General features: G+C 73.3%; 21 protein-coding genes. 7 read left to right on the top strand and 14 right to left on the bottom strand.

Annotation, left to right across the window (positions count from 1 at the left end; genetic code table 11):
* Positions 1-4 precede the first annotated feature (4 nt).
* Together DK419_RS20220 and DK419_RS20215 are read right to left on the bottom strand one after the other, a co-directional pair.
* Entirely contained in the window at positions 5-205 is a 201-nt protein-coding gene (locus DK419_RS20220; RefSeq protein WP_109960679.1) for a hypothetical protein, read from the bottom strand.
* Positions 206-380: 175 nt separating this feature from the next.
* Positions 381-914: a L,D-transpeptidase family protein gene (locus DK419_RS20215; RefSeq protein ID WP_109960678.1), complete on the bottom strand. Its 534-nt coding sequence runs from the start codon at positions 912-914 to the stop codon at positions 381-383.
* A 104-nt stretch (positions 915-1,018) separates the two neighbouring features.
* Here DK419_RS20215 and DK419_RS20210 point away from each other — a divergent pair, with 104 nt between their 5' ends.
* The 5 genes from DK419_RS20210 to dapD all read left to right on the top strand — a co-directional run bounded on the left by DK419_RS20210 (position 1,019) and on the right by dapD (position 5,860).
* Entirely contained in the window at positions 1,019-1,726 is a 708-nt protein-coding gene (locus DK419_RS20210; RefSeq protein WP_109960677.1) for a 3'-5' exonuclease, read from the top strand.
* 172 nt (positions 1,727-1,898) lie between these two features.
* Complete coding sequence (locus tag DK419_RS20205; RefSeq protein WP_109960676.1) at positions 1,899-2,585, top strand: response regulator transcription factor; 687 nt, start codon at positions 1,899-1,901, stop codon at positions 2,583-2,585.
* Positions 2,586-2,748: 163 nt separating this feature from the next.
* A complete protein-coding gene (locus DK419_RS20200; protein ID WP_109960675.1) occupies positions 2,749-4,284 on the top strand; it encodes a GGDEF domain-containing protein in 1,536 nt (511 codons plus the stop codon).
* A gap of 202 nt (positions 4,285-4,486) precedes the next feature.
* Positions 4,487-4,939, top strand: coding sequence for a Crp/Fnr family transcriptional regulator (locus DK419_RS20195; RefSeq protein WP_109960674.1), 453 nt, complete (start codon positions 4,487-4,489; stop codon positions 4,937-4,939).
* A 75-nt stretch (positions 4,940-5,014) separates the two neighbouring features.
* Positions 5,015-5,860, top strand: coding sequence for a 2,3,4,5-tetrahydropyridine-2,6-dicarboxylate N-succinyltransferase (gene dapD, locus DK419_RS20190; RefSeq protein ID WP_109960673.1), 846 nt, complete (start codon positions 5,015-5,017; stop codon positions 5,858-5,860).
* A 64-nt stretch (positions 5,861-5,924) separates the two neighbouring features.
* On the opposite strand, the gene panC is transcribed toward dapD, so the two are convergent.
* The 3 genes from panC to DK419_RS20175 form a co-directional block, all read right to left on the bottom strand.
* Positions 5,925-6,791, bottom strand: a complete 867-nt coding sequence (gene panC, locus DK419_RS20185) for a pantoate--beta-alanine ligase (RefSeq protein ID WP_109960672.1) — start codon at positions 6,789-6,791, stop codon at positions 5,925-5,927.
* Positions 6,792-6,923: 132 nt separating this feature from the next.
* Positions 6,924-7,328 carry a type II toxin-antitoxin system VapC family toxin gene (locus DK419_RS20180; protein WP_109960671.1) on the bottom strand — a complete coding sequence of 135 codons (405 nt, stop codon included), beginning with the start codon at positions 7,326-7,328 and terminating at the stop codon, positions 6,924-6,926.
* On the bottom strand, positions 7,328-7,573 hold the full coding sequence (locus DK419_RS20175; protein WP_109962400.1) for a type II toxin-antitoxin system VapB family antitoxin: 246 nt from the start codon (positions 7,571-7,573) through the stop codon (positions 7,328-7,330). The genes DK419_RS20180 and DK419_RS20175 overlap by 1 nt, the downstream gene beginning before the upstream one ends.
* Positions 7,574-7,758: 185 nt before the next feature.
* On the opposite strand from DK419_RS20175, the gene DK419_RS20170 reads away from it, so the two are divergent.
* Entirely contained in the window at positions 7,759-8,385 is a 627-nt protein-coding gene (locus DK419_RS20170) for an HD domain-containing protein (RefSeq protein WP_109960670.1), read from the top strand.
* A gap of 21 nt (positions 8,386-8,406) precedes the next feature.
* Here the strand turns inward: DK419_RS20170 and DK419_RS20165 are convergent, their stop codons facing one another.
* From DK419_RS20165 to DK419_RS20135, 7 genes are all read right to left on the bottom strand, one after another.
* On the bottom strand, positions 8,407-9,456 hold the full coding sequence (locus DK419_RS20165) for a MerR family transcriptional regulator (protein ID WP_109960669.1): 1,050 nt from the start codon (positions 9,454-9,456) through the stop codon (positions 8,407-8,409).
* A 298-nt stretch (positions 9,457-9,754) separates the two neighbouring features.
* Positions 9,755-10,402: an aspartate/glutamate racemase family protein gene (locus DK419_RS20160; protein ID WP_109960668.1), complete on the bottom strand. Its 648-nt coding sequence runs from the start codon at positions 10,400-10,402 to the stop codon at positions 9,755-9,757.
* Positions 10,403-10,525: 123 nt separating this feature from the next.
* On the bottom strand, positions 10,526-10,882 hold the full coding sequence (locus DK419_RS20155) for a hypothetical protein (protein WP_425352597.1): 357 nt from the start codon (positions 10,880-10,882) through the stop codon (positions 10,526-10,528).
* A gap of 48 nt (positions 10,883-10,930) precedes the next feature.
* Positions 10,931-11,401 (bottom strand): Cys-tRNA(Pro) deacylase, encoded by a 471-nt coding sequence (ybaK, locus tag DK419_RS20150; protein WP_109960667.1) that lies wholly within the window; start codon positions 11,399-11,401, stop codon positions 10,931-10,933.
* Positions 11,402-11,424: 23 nt separating this feature from the next.
* Positions 11,425-12,318, bottom strand: coding sequence for a class A beta-lactamase (gene bla, locus DK419_RS20145; protein ID WP_109960666.1), 894 nt, complete (start codon positions 12,316-12,318; stop codon positions 11,425-11,427).
* Positions 12,319-12,514: 196 nt separating this feature from the next.
* A complete protein-coding gene (locus tag DK419_RS20140; RefSeq protein WP_109960665.1) occupies positions 12,515-12,736 on the bottom strand; it encodes a hypothetical protein in 222 nt (73 codons plus the stop codon).
* Between the two features lie 3 nt (positions 12,737-12,739).
* The gene (locus DK419_RS20135; protein ID WP_109960664.1) at positions 12,740-12,925 is read right to left on the bottom strand and encodes a hypothetical protein; all 186 of its coding nucleotides are present in this window, start codon (positions 12,923-12,925) and stop codon (positions 12,740-12,742) included.
* A 232-nt stretch (positions 12,926-13,157) separates the two neighbouring features.
* On the opposite strand from DK419_RS20135, the gene DK419_RS20130 reads away from it, so the two are divergent.
* A complete protein-coding gene (locus tag DK419_RS20130; RefSeq protein WP_109960663.1) occupies positions 13,158-13,667 on the top strand; it encodes a ferritin-like domain-containing protein in 510 nt (169 codons plus the stop codon).
* 3 nt (positions 13,668-13,670) lie between these two features.
* On the opposite strand, the gene DK419_RS20125 is transcribed toward DK419_RS20130, so the two are convergent.
* Both DK419_RS20125 and DK419_RS20120 read right to left on the bottom strand, forming a co-directional pair.
* Positions 13,671-14,420, bottom strand: coding sequence for a maleate cis-trans isomerase family protein (locus DK419_RS20125; protein ID WP_208642224.1), 750 nt, complete (start codon positions 14,418-14,420; stop codon positions 13,671-13,673).
* On the bottom strand, positions 14,417-15,187 hold the full coding sequence (locus DK419_RS20120; RefSeq protein WP_109960662.1) for an ABC transporter ATP-binding protein: 771 nt from the start codon (positions 15,185-15,187) through the stop codon (positions 14,417-14,419). Before DK419_RS20120 ends, DK419_RS20125 begins: the two co-directional genes overlap by 4 nt.
* Positions 15,188-15,194 lie beyond the last annotated feature (7 nt).

The following is a 15,194-nucleotide window of genomic DNA, read 5'->3' as shown; positions in this document are numbered from 1 at the left end:
GGCCTCAATTCGCGTGCAGGCAGCGGATCTCTTCCCGCGCCTGCTCCAGGAAGCGGATGCGGTCCTCGTCGGTCAGCAGGATCGGCGAGTTCGGCAGCCCGTCGCGGTAGCGGGCGGTGGTGTCCCAGAGCGTGCCGCGCGCGCCCTCCGCGGCGTGGATCTGTCGGGCCCGAACGATCTCGGTCGCGGTGTAGGCGTCGAGCATGCGTCTCTCCCTGCGTCCGATGAGGCTTTTCTGTGGCAGCCGGGACCCTAGCGCATGTTTTCGGGCAGCGCGAGCGTGGTAGCGTTACCAAAATGAAAGATGTTGTTGTGCCATGCAGCATCCTTCGATCGAGAAAATTTTCATGGAAGCCCCGCTCGATCGGAGAAGATCTCCCTCAGATCGTGAGCCGGGTGCCCGGTCCGAGGCGGCGCAGGAGCCGAACGAGGTCGGGACGGCGCAGAGCCACGCAGCCCTCGGTCGGCCGGAAGCCGGGCCGCGCCACGTGCAGGAAGATCGCGCTGCCGCGGCCGCGGCGGATCGGGCCGCGGTTGTAGTCGAGGTCGATCACGAGGTCGTAGAGACCGTCGTCGCGCCACAGGCGCTCGGCGCTGGTGCCGGGGGCGGGCAGGGGGATCGGGCGGTTGTAGCGCCGGTCGCGCGGGTCGTCGCACCAGCCGTCGTCCGGGCGGATGCGGCGCAAGGGGAGGCCGGTCGGGGGGCGGGTCCCGAGGCGGTCGGGACGGTAGAAGCCGCCGCGCAGGCGGAACGTGCCGCAGGGCGAGGCGCCGTCGCCCTCGCGCTTGGTGCGGGTCTGGCCGCCCTTGCCGAGGGCGCAGGGGATCAGCACCGGCCCGGCGATCAGGGTGCCGCGGCGGCGGTCGAGGGGATCGGGCCGGACCCGCAGGTGCGGGAGAGTGGTGCGCTTCATGGATGCCATCTGTAGGGCGGCGGGGGCGGCGGCGTCGAGACCGTGACAGGCGGAGCGGACCGGCCGAGAATGCCGCGAGCCATCCGACGAGCCGCCCGACCCTCATGCCCAAGCCGACGCCTTCCCAGCCGACGCCCTCCCAGCCGTGTCCGTTAGACCCGACCTCTTCGCCCGAGCCGAGCCCCGACTGGCTCGCCTGGCTGCCCCCGCGCCTCGTCGCCCTCGACGTCGAGACCACGGGCCTCGCCGAGACCGACCGGGTGGTGAGCTTCGGCGCCGTCGTGCTGACGACCGCGTCGCTCGCCGCCGGTCGTCCGGAGATCGCCTGCCACCACCTCATCTTCGATCCCGGCCGCGCCAGCCATCCGATGGCCGAGGCGGTGCACGGCTACGACGACTGGCTGCTGCGCCACCAGGACCCGGCCGGTCGGCACGCCGCTGCCGTGGCCGACCTCCTCGCCGGGGCGGACCTCGTCGTCGCCCACAACGCCGCCTTCGATCTCGGCTTCGTCAACCGCGAGCTGCGGGAGGCCGGCCTGGGCCCGGTCGCCACAAGGGTCTACTGCACGATGGAGGCCTATCGCCGCCGGGGCGAGAAGGGGAGGGCGGCCCTCGACGCGGTGTGCCGGCGCATCGGGCTCAGCCGGGTCGGCACCCGCCACGGCGCGCTCGAGGATGCCTGGCTGGCCCTGCGGGTCTATCTCTGGCTCCAGGCCTGCCCGGTGGCGGTCGCTCGTCCGAAGCTTGCCCCGCCCGCCAACCTGCGCCCCTCTCCGCCCCGCCCGGAGGGCCCGCTGCCGCCCCGCGGCTGAGGGCGGGGAGCCGGAGCCGTCACCGTGGACAGTCGCGCCCGCGGCCCTTGCCGCGGCTTGACGCTCCGCTACTCTGCCCCGCACGCTGCCAGGCTGCGGTCCGTCCGGGACCGTGGCGTCGGCCGGCGACGGGATCTCAGGCCCGTCCGCCTTCCTCGAGAGTGCCGGTTCGATGTCGAACGCCCACCGCCTGCTCGTCGTCGACGACGATCCGACCCTGCGCGACACCCTGACCGAGCAGCTCGCCCTGTCGGACGATTTCGAGGTCGTGACCGCCGAGACCGCCCGCGGCGCGATGGAGCGGGTCGCGGGCGAGCGGGTCGACCTCGTGGTGATGGATGTCGGCCTGCCCGACCTCGACGGACGCGAGGCGGTGCGGCAGATGCGACAGGGCGGCTTTCGCGGCCCGGTGATCATGCTGACCGGCCAGGCCTCGGATTCCGACACCGTGCAGGGGCTGGATGCCGGCGCCAACGACTACGTGACGAAGCCGTTCAAGCTCGCGGTGCTGCTCGCCCGCATCCGCGCCCAGCTGCGCCAGTACGAGGCGAGCGAGGACGCGGTGTTCCAGATCGGCCCCTACACCTTCCGACCGGGCGCCAAGCTCCTCGTCGGCGAGCGCGGCTCGAAGCTGAAGCTCACCGAGAAGGAGACCGCGATCCTGCGCTTCCTGTACCGCGCCGGGCGCCAGGTGGTGGGGCGCGACACGCTGCTCGCCGAGGTATGGGGCTACAACGCCCAGGTCACCACCCACACCCTCGAGACCCACATCTACCGCCTGCGCCAGAAGATCGAGCCGAACCCGGCCACGGCCTCGATCCTGGTGACCGAGGGGGGCGGGTACAAGCTGCTGCCGTAGCGGGCGCGATGCCCGGCATCGGGATCGCGTCCCGGTTCCCGCCGGCCCGTGATCGTCGCGGCTCCTCGCCCGGCGGCACAGGAGCGGCGTCCGGGGCGCAACCCAATCTTAGATTTCTCACCCTAGATCGGGAGGATCGCAGGCACCGCGCAACGGAGCGCCGATGCAGTCCCGATCCCGCAGGCGGCGCCCCGCCGCGTCCCGCACGCTGGCCGGGTCGATCGTCGCCGTCACGCTCGTGATCGGTGCGGCCTCCGGCCTGATGGTCATGCAGATGCGCCGCAGCGCCTGGGACCAGGTCGGGCGTGTGTCGCAGAACCTGCTCGAATCGGTCGAGCACATGGTGGACCGCAACATCGAGCTCTACGACCTGTCGCTCCAGGCGGTGGTCGACGGCCTGCGCAATCCGTGGGCCGACGGGCTCGCGCCGGACCTGCGCCAGCTCGTGCTGTTCGACCGCGCCGCCACCGCGAACGGCCTCGGGGCGATCCTGGCCCTCGACACGCAGGGGCAGGCCTTCGCCGATTCGACCGCCCTGGTGCCCCGCCCGCTGAGCTTTCCCGACGCCGACTTCTTCCTCGTCCACAGGGCGCGGGACGATGCCGGGCTCTACATCGGCAAACCGCTCCGCATGGCGCCGGACGGGCGCTGGGTGATCCCGCTCAGCCGCCGCCTCGCTTACGCGGACGGGGCCTTCGCGGGGATCGTCGTCGGTACGATCGACATCGGCTACTTCAACGCGCTGTTCGGCCGCCTCAGCCTCGGCGAGCAGAGCCGCATCGCCTTCTTCCGCGAGAGCGGCGAGATCCTGGTCCGCAGCCCGGTGATGGAGAGCGCGATCGGCCGGAGCCTGACCTCCGCGCCGCACTTCCCGCGCTTCTTCGAGCGTCGCGCCGGCCAGTTCGTCGCGACCGGCTACACCGAGGCGATCGAGGGCCTGTTCACCTACAGCCGGATCGGCGACCGCCCCCTCGTCGCCACCGTGGTGGTGCCGACGGCGGCGATCGCGGAACTGTGGCGGCCGAGGGCGATGGCGATCGTCGTCCTGGTGAGCGTGCTGTGCGGCGGCATGATCGTCCTGACCCTGGTGCTCCAGCGCGAGCTCGAGCGGCGCGGCCTCGCCGAGGAGCGGGCGCTCGCGGCCAACCACGACCTCGCCCGCCTCGCCCATACCGACGGGCTCACCGGCCTGCCGAACCGGCGCCACTTCGACGAGGCCTTCACGCGGGCGCGCGAGCAGGCGGCGCGCGACGGCACGCCGCTCGCGCTGGTCCTCCTCGATGCCGACCGGTTCAAGCGCTACAACGACACCTACGGCCACCTCGCCGGGGACGAGGTGCTGCGCGCCGTCGCCCGGGTGCTGCAGCGCCAGGTCCGGGAGCCGGAGGAGACCGCCTGCCGGATCGGCGGCGAGGAATTCGCCGTGCTGCTGCCGGGCGCCTCCGGCCGCGAGGCCGTCGGCCGGGCCGAGCGCATCCGCCAGGCGCTGGCGCGGCTGCAGATCCCGCATATCGGCAACGAGGGCGGCATCGTGACGTTGAGCCTCGGCGTCGCCGAGGCGCGTCCGGGCGAGACCGCCGGGCAGTGCTTCTCGGCCGCCGACGTCGCGCTCTACGAGGCCAAGCGCCGGGGGCGCAACCAGGTGCAGGAGCGCGACCAGGCGGTGGGGCTCGACGCAAAGACCGCTCAGGTCGCGTGAGCGCCTCCCGGCGGACCTCCCGATCGCCCGCTCCGGCGGGACGGGAGTTCCGCGCGGTGTCCTGTGCGGCGCGCCGGACCGGGATCGGCTGGCACATGGTGCGGGGCCGCCGGATCGGCTAGAGCTTGGCCGGGCGGCCCGGCTGCGGAAGACTGCGCAGGTGGCGCGGAGCGCGGGCGCGGCCAAGGGGAGAGCGAGGCCGTTGGCGCTCGACGACGACATCGCGATTCTGGCCGCGGCGCCGCTGTTCGGACTGATGAACCGGGACGCCCTGCGGCTGATCTCGTTCGCGGCCGAGCGCCGGCGGCTGGAGCCGGGCGCCGTGCTGTTCGCCCGCGGCGACACGGCCGAGGGCGGCTTCGTGGTGACCCGCGGCACGGTGGTGCTCGAGCCCCGCTCGCCCCGCGGCGCCGCGATCGAGGCCGGGCCCGCGGCGCTGATCGGCCAGACCGCCCTGTTCTTCCCATCCGAGCGGCCGACCACCGCGCGCGCCGGGGCGGCCCCGGTCGAGGTCATGGTGGTCACCCAGGCGGTGATGCGCCGGGTGCTCGAGGTGTTTCCCGACGCCGCCGCGGTGATCCACGACGCGCTCGCCGACGAGCTCGCCGCCCTGACCCGGGCCTTCGCCGGCAGCCGCGCCGCCGGCCCCCCCTGAAAGCCCCGGCGTGACAGCACACCGGGGGCTTTGCTAGAGGGAACGCCGCAACGCACTCCCGCCTGGACGCCTCCCATGTCGCACGCCGATCTCGCCCGGACCATCGAAGCCGCCTGGGAGGACCGCGCGGGCGTCGGCGCCGACACGCGCGGGCCGGTGCGCGAGGCGGTCGAGGCCGCCCTGGCGCTGCTCGATTCCGGCGAGGCCAGGGTCGCCGAGAAGTCCGGCAACCACGACTGGCACGTCAACCAGTGGCTCAAGAAGGCGGTGCTGCTCTCCTTCCGCCTCAACGACATGGCGCTGATCCAGGGCGGCCCCGGCGGCGGCGGCTGGTGGGACAAGGTGCCGTCGAAGTTCGAGGGCTGGGACGCCGCGCGCTTCCGCGCCGCGGGCTTCCGGGCGGTGCCGGGCGCCGTGGTGCGCCGGGGCGCCCACATCGCCCCGGGCGCGGTGCTGATGCCCTCCTTCGTCAATCTCGGCGCCCATGTCGGCGAGGGCTCGATGATCGACACCTGGGCCACGATCGGCTCCTGCGCCCAGGTCGGCAAGAACTGCCACATCTCCGGCGGCGCCGGCATCGCCGGCGTGCTCGAGCCGCTCCAGGCCAACCCGGTCATCATCGAGGACAACTGCTTCATCGGCGCCCGCGCCGAGGTGGCCGAGGGCGTGATCGTCGGCGAGGGCAGCGTGCTCTCGATGGGCGTCTATATCGGCGCCTCGACCAAGATCATCGACCGGGCCACCGGCGAGGTGTCCTACGGCCGCGTGCCGCCCTACTCGGTGGTGGTGTCGGGCACGCAACCCGGCAAGGCGCTGCCGGACGGCACCCCCGGCCCGTCGCTCTACTGCGCCGTCATCGTCAAGCGCGTCGATGCCGGCACCCGGGCCAAGACCGGCATCAACGAGCTCCTGCGGGACTGAGGTCCGGCCGCGGGACTAGAGGTTCCGCCGCGGGACTGAGTGCTCCTTCGCGTCGCGGTCCTCGTCAGACCGCGACGTTGTCGATGAGGCGCGTGCGGCCGAGATAGGCCGCCGCCAGCACCCGGGCCGGGCCTGCGACGCGGTCGAGGGGTACCAGGCTCTCCGCGTCGTTCACCGAGAGGTACTGCACGGGCCCGAACCCCGCCGCTTCGAGCCCTTCCCGGCCCTCCGCCAGGGCGGGCGCGGTCGGCGCGCCGCCGCGCACCGCCTCGGCCACCTGCCGCAGCACCCGGTGCATCGCCGGGGCGGTCCTTCGCTCCTCGTCCGAGAGGTAGCGGTTGCGCGACGACAGCGCGAGGCCGTCGGCCTCGCGCACGGTCGGCACGCCCTCGATGGCGACCGGGACGTCGAGGTCGCGGGCCGCGCGCCGGATGACCTGGAGCTGCTGGAAGTCCTTCTCGCCGAACAGCGCCCGGTCGGGCAGGCCCTGGAGGAGCAGCTTCGTCACCACGGTCGCGACGCCGGCGAAGTGCCCGGGGCGCAGCGGCCCGCACAGCCCCTCGGTCAGCCCCGCCACCGTCACGGTGGTGGAGAAGCCCGGAGGGTACATCGTCGCCACGTCGGGCAGGTAGGCGGCGTCCGCCCCGACCTCGGCCAGGAGGGCGAGGTCGGCCTCGAGAACCCGCGGGTAGCGCGAAAAGTCCTCGTTCGGGCCGAACTGCGTCGGGTTGACGAAGATGCTGACCACGACGCGCCGGCAGCTCCGTTGCGCCTGCCGCACCAGGGCGAGGTGCCCCTCGTGCAGCGCCCCCATGGTCGGCACCAGAGCCACCGCCTCGCCGGCCGCCCGCCAGGCCCGCACCTGCCCCCGCAGGGCGGCGACGTCGCCGAGCCGAAGGACGGGGGCGAGAGGGGAGGGCGGTGGGGTCATCGTGCGTCTCCGGTCGGCCGAGCCGGCGGGGAACGTAGGCGGGGCGGGGGTGGGACGCCAGAGGCGCGCGGGCGCGAGGCGGAGGTGTCTCCCGCGGCCGGCGAGCCGGTCCTCCCGTCGTCGGACAAGGCTCTAGGGAATCGTCTCGAGGTCGGTCTGCCGAAACTCGTCCGCGGTCGCCAGGATCGGCACGCGCTCGTATTTCGCCGAGGCGTAGTGCAGGCAATCGCCGAGGTTGAGGCCCCGGCGCCCGGCGCGGTAGCGATGCGCGGCGGACAGGGCGAGCGCCGTGGCGCGCCCGGCCGGCGGCAGGTCGCGGATCTCGATCCCGCGTGCCTCGAGGAACTCCAGGATGATCGGTTGAACGGCTTCGAGCGTCATCGCGAACTTGTCCGGACGCGCCAGGGCCAGCGCCGCTTCGAGCACGGCGACCGGCGAGGTGATGCGCATGGCGGCGCCGGCGATGGCGTCGGATACGCGTCCGGCCTCCGGTTCGTCCGACAGCACCGCGACGAGCGCCGAGGCATTGATGAACATCAGCGATCGGCCCACATCTCGTCGAAGGCCTCGCGCGGCAGCGGCGCGCGTGCCGCCTGGGCGAGCACCACGCCGTGCTCTTTTCGAAGTCGTGCCGCCGTTTCGCGCGGTGTCTCGGCGTTGCGCCGGCGCTCGATGGCTTCCTTCATGGCGATGACGATCGCCTCGGCGATGCCGACGCCGGCCAGTTCGGCGAACGTGCGCGTCAGCGCATCGGCCTCGGGGTTGTCGACACTGATCGCCATGCCGCCTCTCCAATCGACCGTCTCGATGCGCACATGTAGATCGTGATATCGACATGCGCAAAGCGGAGCCGGACATTCTCGCCAGCGACGAGTCGTTCGGCTGTTCCGGCCGCAGTCGGGAAATCCGGCGGCCACTCGTCCCCCGGGTCGTCCTCGCCCGGCTGGATGAAGGAGTCTCCCATCCCATGACCCCCGACGACCTCGCCGGCACCCTCGACTTCCTGCGGCGGGCCGAGGCGCTCAAGAGCACCCTGCGCAGCGGCCATGCGGCCTCCGGGCGTCGGGAGAGCACGGCGGAGCATACCTGGCGGCTCTGCCTGATGGTGATGGTGCTGGCCGAGGGCGTCGAGGGGATCGACGTCACGAGGCTCCTCAAGATGTGCCTCGTCCACGACCTCGGCGAGGCGGTCGGCGGCGACATCCCGGCGACCGATCCCCGCGCGGCGGACAAGGCGGCGCAGGAGCGCCGCGACCTCCTCGCCCTCACCGCGCCGCTGCCGCCTGCGCGGCGCGACGAGATCCTGGCGCTGTGGGAGGAGTACGAGGCCGGCACCTCGCCGGAGGCGGTCCTGGCCAAGGGCTTCGACAAGCTGGAGACGATCCTCCAGCACAACCAGGGCCTCAACCCGCCGGGCTTCGATCACGGCTTCAATCTCGCCTACGGCGCCGGGCACACCGCCCGCCACCCGCTGACGGCGGCGGTCCGCGCCGTGCTGGATGCGGACACGCGGGCGCTCATGGCTTTGCAGGTGAACGAGGGGCCCGACCCCGGCGGCGCGTCCGTGGAACGGGCGGTCCGGGATAGCGGCTGACCGCCCTCGGGCAGCGCGCGGTCAGGCAGGACACTTGCCGGCAGGGCGCATGGCGACGATCCCGGCCGTGCGGGCCCTGACCTCGGGCGGCGCGAGGCAGGTCGCCACCGCCTCGTAACCCCGCCCGCCCGGATGCGGCACGGCGAGACGCGGCACGCTGTGGTTGGCCGGGCACAGGATGACGACCTCCTGCGTCTCCAGGGCGTCGAGGTCGAGGATGGCCGACGACCGGGTCATCAGCACGAGGGCGCGCTCGCGCGTTCCCCGGAGGCGCAGATGCGCCATCAGGGCCGTCTGCGTCGCCGCGCTCAGGCCCTCCTCCACCGTGTCGATCACGAGCGCGGTGGCCCCCTCGGCTTCCAGCGCGACGACGATCGCGGTCAGCGCGTCCGAGCGTTCCGCCCCGTCCTCGACCAGCCAGGCCAACCGGCGCTCGACGCGGTCCGCGAGGGGCGCATCCTCCGTCAGGCGGCGCGCGACGGCGGGATCGTGACGACGGTCGAGGCCGAGGAAGACGGCGTCGGGCAGCGCTTCCGCGAGTCGTTGCGCGAAGCGGGTCTTTCCGCTGCCGAGCGGTCCCGTGATGAAGGCGAGCCGGGGCAGGTCGCGAAGGGCGAACCACTCCCCGTCCCACGGCCAGGGCAGCGCGAACCCGATCGTCAGGGGGGCGCTCTCGGAGAGCGCGCGGGTCACCGTCGCGGGCGTCGAAGCGCCGCCCCGGGCGAGGTCCGCGCGCAGCATCCGCACGCGGGCGAGGGCGGCGGCGGTCTGCCGGCCGGCCTCGCTCAAGCAGGCTTCATGCGCCGCGAGGCCCGCATCCAGGTCGCGCGGCTCCCCGTCGAGCACGCGGGCCACCTGCCCGAGGCTCAGGCCGAGACGACGCAAGCCGACGATCTCGGCGGCCCGCGCCATCGCGGCCGCGTCGTAGCTGCGCCACCCCGTGCGCGTGCGGTCGGGCGTGAGCAGGCCGTGCTGCTCGTAGAGGCGCAAGGCCTTGGCGGAGACGCCGAGAATCGCGCCGGCTTGCGCGGGCGTGAAGCAGCGGAGCGACGGGTTCGGTGACGGGGCCATGGCTCACCTCGGTGGGTCGAACCTGCCCTTCATCGAACCGGCCGCAGGGGTCGGGTCAAGGGCCTTCTCGGCCAAGCCCGTCCCCGGTCCCGAGAGGCCGCCGGCATGGGCCGCCCGATTGGCCGCTCACGAGACGGGTCGGGAGCCGGCCCCCGCACGCTCGCGCGGATCGAGGGACGATCGCGTCGCCGACTCATACGATTTCCGGCTGATCGCTTCGCGATGCGGAAATCGGCTTCGCTCAAGCGCCGCGCGGGCTGGTGATACGAGATCCGGAAGTAATCTTCCGGATCTCGTATCACCCGCGGGACGCGGCGACCGCCGCAGCGAGGCCGACCGTCGGACTGGTGAGCGGGCGCTCGGTCTCGGGCAGCAGCGCGGCGGCGCCGGCCATCGAGGCCTGCGCCAGGGCGACCCGCGTCGCCCCCGCCGCCTTCGCGGCGCCGGCGGCGCGGGCGACCAGCTCCCGGTAGCGCTCGGGATCGCCCGCCTTGAACGCCGCCCAGGCCTGCGGCACGACCTCGACGCTCACCGCCGCGCCCGTCGCCCGCGCCGCCGCCTCGAACAGGTGACGGGTCGGCTCGACCGTCGTCTCGACCGCGCACAGGACCACCACCCGGCCGCCCGCCTTCACCGCCTCGGCGGCGAGGGCGGCGTCGACCCGCAGGACCGGCACCGGGCTGTCCGGGGCCGCGGCCTCGGCGGCCGGTCCGAGCGTCGAGCAGGTCAACAGGACCGCGTCGGCCTGAGCGGACAGGCCGCGCAGAACCGCGACGGTCTCCTCGGCGATGTCGGAGGTCAGCCGTCCTTCCCGTTCGGCGGCGGCGAGCAGGTCGGCGCGCACGGTGTGCTGCAGGCTGACGCCGGCGAGCCCGGTCGCCCGCAGCGCCTCCTCGAAGACGGCGGCGTTGCTGTCGAACGTATGAAGGCAGGCGATGCGGGGCATGGGCGGACGCTCCGGGAGGGGTAGCATGCGCTAACTCGGGAGGGGCCGACGCCGCAAGGACCGGAGCGACCGGCCCGCCGCGCCGGCGCGCGATCCCGCCCCCCCCCTCGCGCGACGGAAATCCTACAGGCACCGCCTGCCCGGCCGCCGCCCGTAAGGGTCGTCGACGCCGCGCGGTGGCGGGAAGCCGTAATAGCTCGGTTTGCCGAGGCCGAAGGGCGAGCCGACATAGGTGGGATCGCCCGGCGCGTTGGTGGGGACGAAGTCCTGGCACTCGGCCCGGACCCGGGGGCCGAGCGAGGCGTCGCTGTCGCCGCGGGGGAAGTAGCGCAGGGGCGGCGCGCTCGGCGCGGGCCGCGGCTCCGGCCAGGGGCCGGGCCCCGGCAGGTCGGCCGCCAGGGCCGGTCCCGCGAGGCCGAAGGCGATGGTGCCCGCCAGGAGCCTCGCGCCGTACCCCATCGTCTTCCGCCCCACCAACATCGGACCACGGCAGAGCCTTGGCGGATCGTGGTTAACGGAGTGTTTCCCTCAGGTGACGGCTTCGGTCCGGGCCTCGAGCACGCGCACGAGGTCGCCGGGCTTCAGCCGGACCTGCAGCCCGCGCTGGCCGCCGTTGACGAAGATCTCCGGGAGATCGAGGGCGGCGGCGTCGACCAGGGTCGGCACCGCCCGCTTCTGCCCGAGCGGGCTGATGCCGCCGACGTGGTAGCCGGTGAGCCGCTCGGCCTCGGCCGGGCGCATCATCGCGGCGGATTTGCCCGAGAAGGCCGCGGCGAGCTTCTTCAGCGACACCTCGCGGTCCGAGGGGACCAGCACGCAGACCGGCTTGCCGTCGACGGCGGCCATCAGGGTCTTGAACACCTCGCCCGACGGGACGCCCATCGCCTCCGCCGCCTGGAGGCCGATGCGCGTCGCCTCCGGGTCGTACTCGTAGGCATGGACGCCGTGGGGGATGCCGGCGCGGGCGAGAACCTGGGTGGCGCGGGTGGTCTTCGACATCGACGGCGGGCTCTTCGAGCGGGTCAGGCGCCGGGCAGGCTCCGGGCGATCAGCCGGCCGACCTCGGCGTGCAGGGCGTCGCGCGCGGCGGGCTCGGCCGGTGACCCGGTGAGATACACCGCCGCGAGGATCGGCGCACCATCCGGGCGGTGGATCAGCGCCACCACGTTGGCGGTGCCGTTGTCGCCGGTGCCGGTCTTGTCCGCCGTGCGCCACCCCTCCGGCAGGCCGGCGCGCACGCGCTTCAGGCCGGTCGGGCTCTCGTGCATCCAGCCGGTCAGCCGGGCGCGCGACCCCGCCGAGAGCGCGTTGCCGAGCAGCACGTTGTCGAGGAGGCCGACCATCGCCGCCGGGCTCGTCGTGTCGCGCACGTCGCCGGGGATCGCGGTGTTCAGGGTCGGCTCGGTGCGGTCGAGGCGGGTGACGGTGTCGCCGTGGGCGCGCGCGAAGGTCGTTATGCCCTCGGGCCCGCCCATCGTGTCGAGCATCAGGTTGGCGGCGGTGTTGTCGCTCCAGACGACGGCGGCGGCGCAGAGCTCGGCGAGGGTCATGCCGGTCTCGACGTTCTTCGAGGTCACCGGGGCGTAGCTGAGCAGGGCGTCGCGGCCATACGCGATCCGGCGGTCGAGGTCGTCCTGGCCCTTGTCGGCCCGGGCCAGCACCGCGGCCGCGGCGATCGCCTTGAAGGTGCTGCACATTGGGAAGCGCTCGTCGGCCCTGTGGCCGAAGCGGCGGCCGGTGGCGGTGTCGCGCACCTCGACGCCGAGCCTCCCGCCGTCGCGCCGCTCGAGCTGCGCAAGCTTGGCCGCCGCGTCCTCGGCCGCCGCCGCGCTCCGGACCGCGCAGGCCGCGAGCGCTGTCCCGATCAGGGCGGCGCGGCGGGTGAGACCGGGCTGAGGAAGGGCGATGTGTGACATGGACAGGCTCCCTGCGCGGATTCGTCAGGGATGCTCGTCTGCCCGGCGACCTTGGCGATATCGCGCTGAGGCCGTGACGGGATCAGGGCGAGAGCGGCGCCCGTCCCGCCGGAAACGGTGCCTGCGTTTCACGGGAAACACTCCTCCCGGGGGACGATCCCCGGGAGGAGTGCCGCCGGGCGGCGGGGTGGCCGCCTCAATGCGAGCGCGGCGAGTGGCCCTTGCGGTCGGGATCGTGGGCGTGGTGCCGGTCGCCCTCGCCGCCGCCGCCCGAGACGTGGGAGCGGCTGTCGCTCGTCGCCGCGCCCGGATCGGGGCCGGCAGGGGCGGCGGGATCGGGCCGGTCGGGCCGCTGGTGGCTGCTGCCGGGTCCGCCGTGGTGGCGGTTGGCGGCGTCGGTCTTGTCCGAGGTGCTCATGGATTACCGATCCTGCTGATAGCCCTGGTTGGTGGTGTTCACCTTCGAATTGCCGGACTGGCCGACCTTGTCCGGGTCCTTGGCCTGGCTCGAGCCCTTCGGTCCGGTCTCGGTCGGGGCGCGCTCGGCGCTGCCCGGGCCCTTGTCGGAGCGGTTGGCCGGCGGCACGGGAGGCGGTGTCGCGGTCATGGCGGATCTCCCTGGGGTGGGGCGAGGCGCGGTCCTCGCCCGTGGAGGGCGGACAACGCCACCATTCTCCCGGCGTTCCAGATCGGTCCGGCCGCCAAGGATACTTTGTCACAGTATCGAGGGCCGGGGTGAACCGCCGGTTGCGGACGGCGTTGGCCCGGGCAGCACATACCGTCACAGGGTATCTCTCACCCCAGGGTATCTGCCCCACCACGCCACGAAGGAGCCCCCGATGGCCGAGGACATCCGCTCGCTGTACGTGACCGCGCTGAAGAACACCCACGCGCTCGAATTGCAGGCGCTCCAGATCATGGAGCGGCAGGTCGAGCGGCTGGAGCGCTATCCCGACATGGAGGCGGCCCTGCGCCGGCACATCACCGAGACGCACGGCCAGCGCGACCGGCTCGACGAGGCCCTGGCGGCGATGTCCGAGAGCCCCTCGGCGCTCAAGGAGGGCGTTCTCGGCTTCGTGGGCAACATGGCGGCGCTCGCCCACGCCCCGGCCCAGGACGAGATCCTGAAGAACGCCTTCGCCAACCGCGCCTTCGAGAACTACGAGGCGGCGGCCTACGACGCGCTGATCACCCTCGCCGAGGCCGCCGGCCAGAGCGCCCGGCTGCCGGCCTTCGAGATGTCGCTGAAGGAGGAGCTGGCGATGGCCCAGACGGTGTCCGACCTCGTGCGGCCGACGACGCGGCGCTACATCGAGCTGACCCTCGGCGGGGGGAAGGCCGACCGGTAGCGGTCAGAGCCCGGGTGCCCGGTCGGATCGATCCGGCGCTCGGAGCCGGAACAGCCGACTCCCGCCGGCGATCCGGCCGGGGTCGGCGCCCGCTGCCTCGATCGCTGCCCAGAGGGTGACGGCGATCGAATCGAGGACCGGGATGCCGAGCTCGGCCTCCAGATCCTCGACGAGCGCCGTCCCGGCCATGTTGGTGCAGACCACCGCCACCGCGTCGACGCCCTCCGCCGCGACCGCCCGGGCCATGGCGGCGACCTCGGCCTCCGGCACCTCCGAAAAGGAGAAGTTGTCGGACAGGCCGCAATGCCGCTCGGCCGCGCAGTCGAACCCGGCAGCAGCCCAATTCGCCTGGATCTTCGCCTGCACGTCGCCGGTATAGGGCGTGACGAGGCCGACCCGCCGGATGCCGGCCCGGTTGAAGGCCTCGCGAAAGCCGAGAACCGCCGTCGCCGCCGGGATGCCGGTGACTTGCGCGATGCGGGCGCACAGGGCCTCGTCGCGGGCAAATCCCAGCCAGGCCGCCGAGGTGCCGTTCCAGGCGATCGCGTCGACCTTGGCGTCGGCGAGGAGCGCGGCGGCGTCCACGATCGGCGCCTCGTCGAACTGCCCGAGCCCCGCCGCCGAGAGGGTGATCTCGGTGACGCGAAAGCGCGAGAAATGCGCGGTGATCCCCGGTGCGTCGCGCAAGAGAGCGGCCGTCGCCGGCTCGAGCCGGGTGTTCGACGACGGGGTCAGCATGCCGAGCCGGATCATGCGGCGGCCTTTCTGGTCGATTCCTCGCGGATCATACCCAGCACCCGCCGCTTCATGTCGTTGAACGCGGGGCTCGTCACGTCCCGCGGCCGGGGGAGGTCGAAGGGGATGAACTCGCGGATGCGGCCCGGGCGCCGGCTCATCACGGCGATGCGGTTGCCCAGCACCAGCGCCTCGTCGACCGAGTGGGTGACGAACACCACCGTGGCGCCGACCCGCTGCCAGATCGCGACCAGCTCCTCCTGCATCTCGATCTTGGTCTGGGCGTCGAGCGCCGCGAAGGGCTCGTCCATCAGGATCACCGCCGGGTTCATCAGGAGCGCCCGGGCGATGCCGACCCGCTGGCTCATGCCGCCGGACAGTTCCGCCGGGTAGTGCCGCTCGAAGCCGGCGAGGCCGACGAGGTCGATGTAGGTCTTGGCCCGTTCACGCCGTTCGGCCTTCGCCACGCCCCTGAGCTTGAGGTGAAAGGCGACGTTGTCGATCACGGTGAGCCAGGGCATCAGCGTCGGCTGCTGGAAGACGACGCCGCGATCGGCCCCGGGCCGCTCGACCCGCCGGCCCGCCACCCGGATCTCGCCGGCGCTGGGCGCCTCGAAGCCCGCGATCATGTTGAGCAGGGTGGACTTGCCGCAGCCCGAGGGGCCGAGCAGGCAGACGAACTCGCCCGCCTCGATCGTGGCGCGGGTGCGCTCCACCGCCACGAGGTCGCGCCCGTCGCGGTCGCGGAACACTTTCTGGACGTCGGCGAGGTCGATCGCGCTCATGGGGATC

It is taken from the genome of Methylobacterium terrae (assembly GCF_003173755.1).
Taxonomy (GTDB): domain Bacteria; phylum Pseudomonadota; class Alphaproteobacteria; order Rhizobiales; family Beijerinckiaceae; genus Methylobacterium; species Methylobacterium terrae.
Note: the sequence above shows the minus strand (reverse complement) of the source record. Positions and strands in the feature narration are given on the sequence as shown.

Coding starts and splice junctions, on each gene's coding strand:
- DK419_RS20220 (WP_109960679.1), bottom strand. CDS start 205: ATGCTCGACGCCTACACCGCGACCGAGATCGTTCGGGCCCGACAGATC.
- DK419_RS20215 (WP_109960678.1), bottom strand. CDS start 914: ATGAAGCGCACCACTCTCCCGCACCTGCGGGTCCGGCCCGATCCCCTC.
- DK419_RS20210 (WP_109960677.1), top strand. CDS start 1,019: ATGCCCAAGCCGACGCCTTCCCAGCCGACGCCCTCCCAGCCGTGTCCG.
- DK419_RS20205 (WP_109960676.1), top strand. CDS start 1,899: ATGTCGAACGCCCACCGCCTGCTCGTCGTCGACGACGATCCGACCCTG.
- DK419_RS20200 (WP_109960675.1), top strand. CDS start 2,749: ATGCAGTCCCGATCCCGCAGGCGGCGCCCCGCCGCGTCCCGCACGCTG.
- dapD (WP_109960673.1), top strand. CDS start 5,015: ATGTCGCACGCCGATCTCGCCCGGACCATCGAAGCCGCCTGGGAGGAC.
- panC (WP_109960672.1), bottom strand. CDS start 6,791: ATGACCCCACCGCCCTCCCCTCTCGCCCCCGTCCTTCGGCTCGGCGAC.
- DK419_RS20180 (WP_109960671.1), bottom strand. CDS start 7,328: ATGTTCATCAATGCCTCGGCGCTCGTCGCGGTGCTGTCGGACGAACCG.
- DK419_RS20175 (WP_109962400.1), bottom strand. CDS start 7,573: ATGGCGATCAGTGTCGACAACCCCGAGGCCGATGCGCTGACGCGCACG.
- DK419_RS20170 (WP_109960670.1), top strand. CDS start 7,759: ATGACCCCCGACGACCTCGCCGGCACCCTCGACTTCCTGCGGCGGGCC.
- DK419_RS20165 (WP_109960669.1), bottom strand. CDS start 9,456: ATGGCCCCGTCACCGAACCCGTCGCTCCGCTGCTTCACGCCCGCGCAA.
- DK419_RS20160 (WP_109960668.1), bottom strand. CDS start 10,402: ATGCCCCGCATCGCCTGCCTTCATACGTTCGACAGCAACGCCGCCGTC.
- DK419_RS20155 (WP_425352597.1), bottom strand. CDS start 10,882: ATGTTGGTGGGGCGGAAGACGATGGGGTACGGCGCGAGGCTCCTGGCG.
- ybaK (WP_109960667.1), bottom strand. CDS start 11,401: ATGTCGAAGACCACCCGCGCCACCCAGGTTCTCGCCCGCGCCGGCATC.
- bla (WP_109960666.1), bottom strand. CDS start 12,318: ATGTCACACATCGCCCTTCCTCAGCCCGGTCTCACCCGCCGCGCCGCC.
- DK419_RS20140 (WP_109960665.1), bottom strand. CDS start 12,736: ATGAGCACCTCGGACAAGACCGACGCCGCCAACCGCCACCACGGCGGA.
- DK419_RS20135 (WP_109960664.1), bottom strand. CDS start 12,925: ATGACCGCGACACCGCCTCCCGTGCCGCCGGCCAACCGCTCCGACAAG.
- DK419_RS20130 (WP_109960663.1), top strand. CDS start 13,158: ATGGCCGAGGACATCCGCTCGCTGTACGTGACCGCGCTGAAGAACACC.
- DK419_RS20125 (WP_208642224.1), bottom strand. CDS start 14,420: ATGATCCGGCTCGGCATGCTGACCCCGTCGTCGAACACCCGGCTCGAG.
- DK419_RS20120 (WP_109960662.1), bottom strand. CDS start 15,187: ATGAGCGCGATCGACCTCGCCGACGTCCAGAAAGTGTTCCGCGACCGC.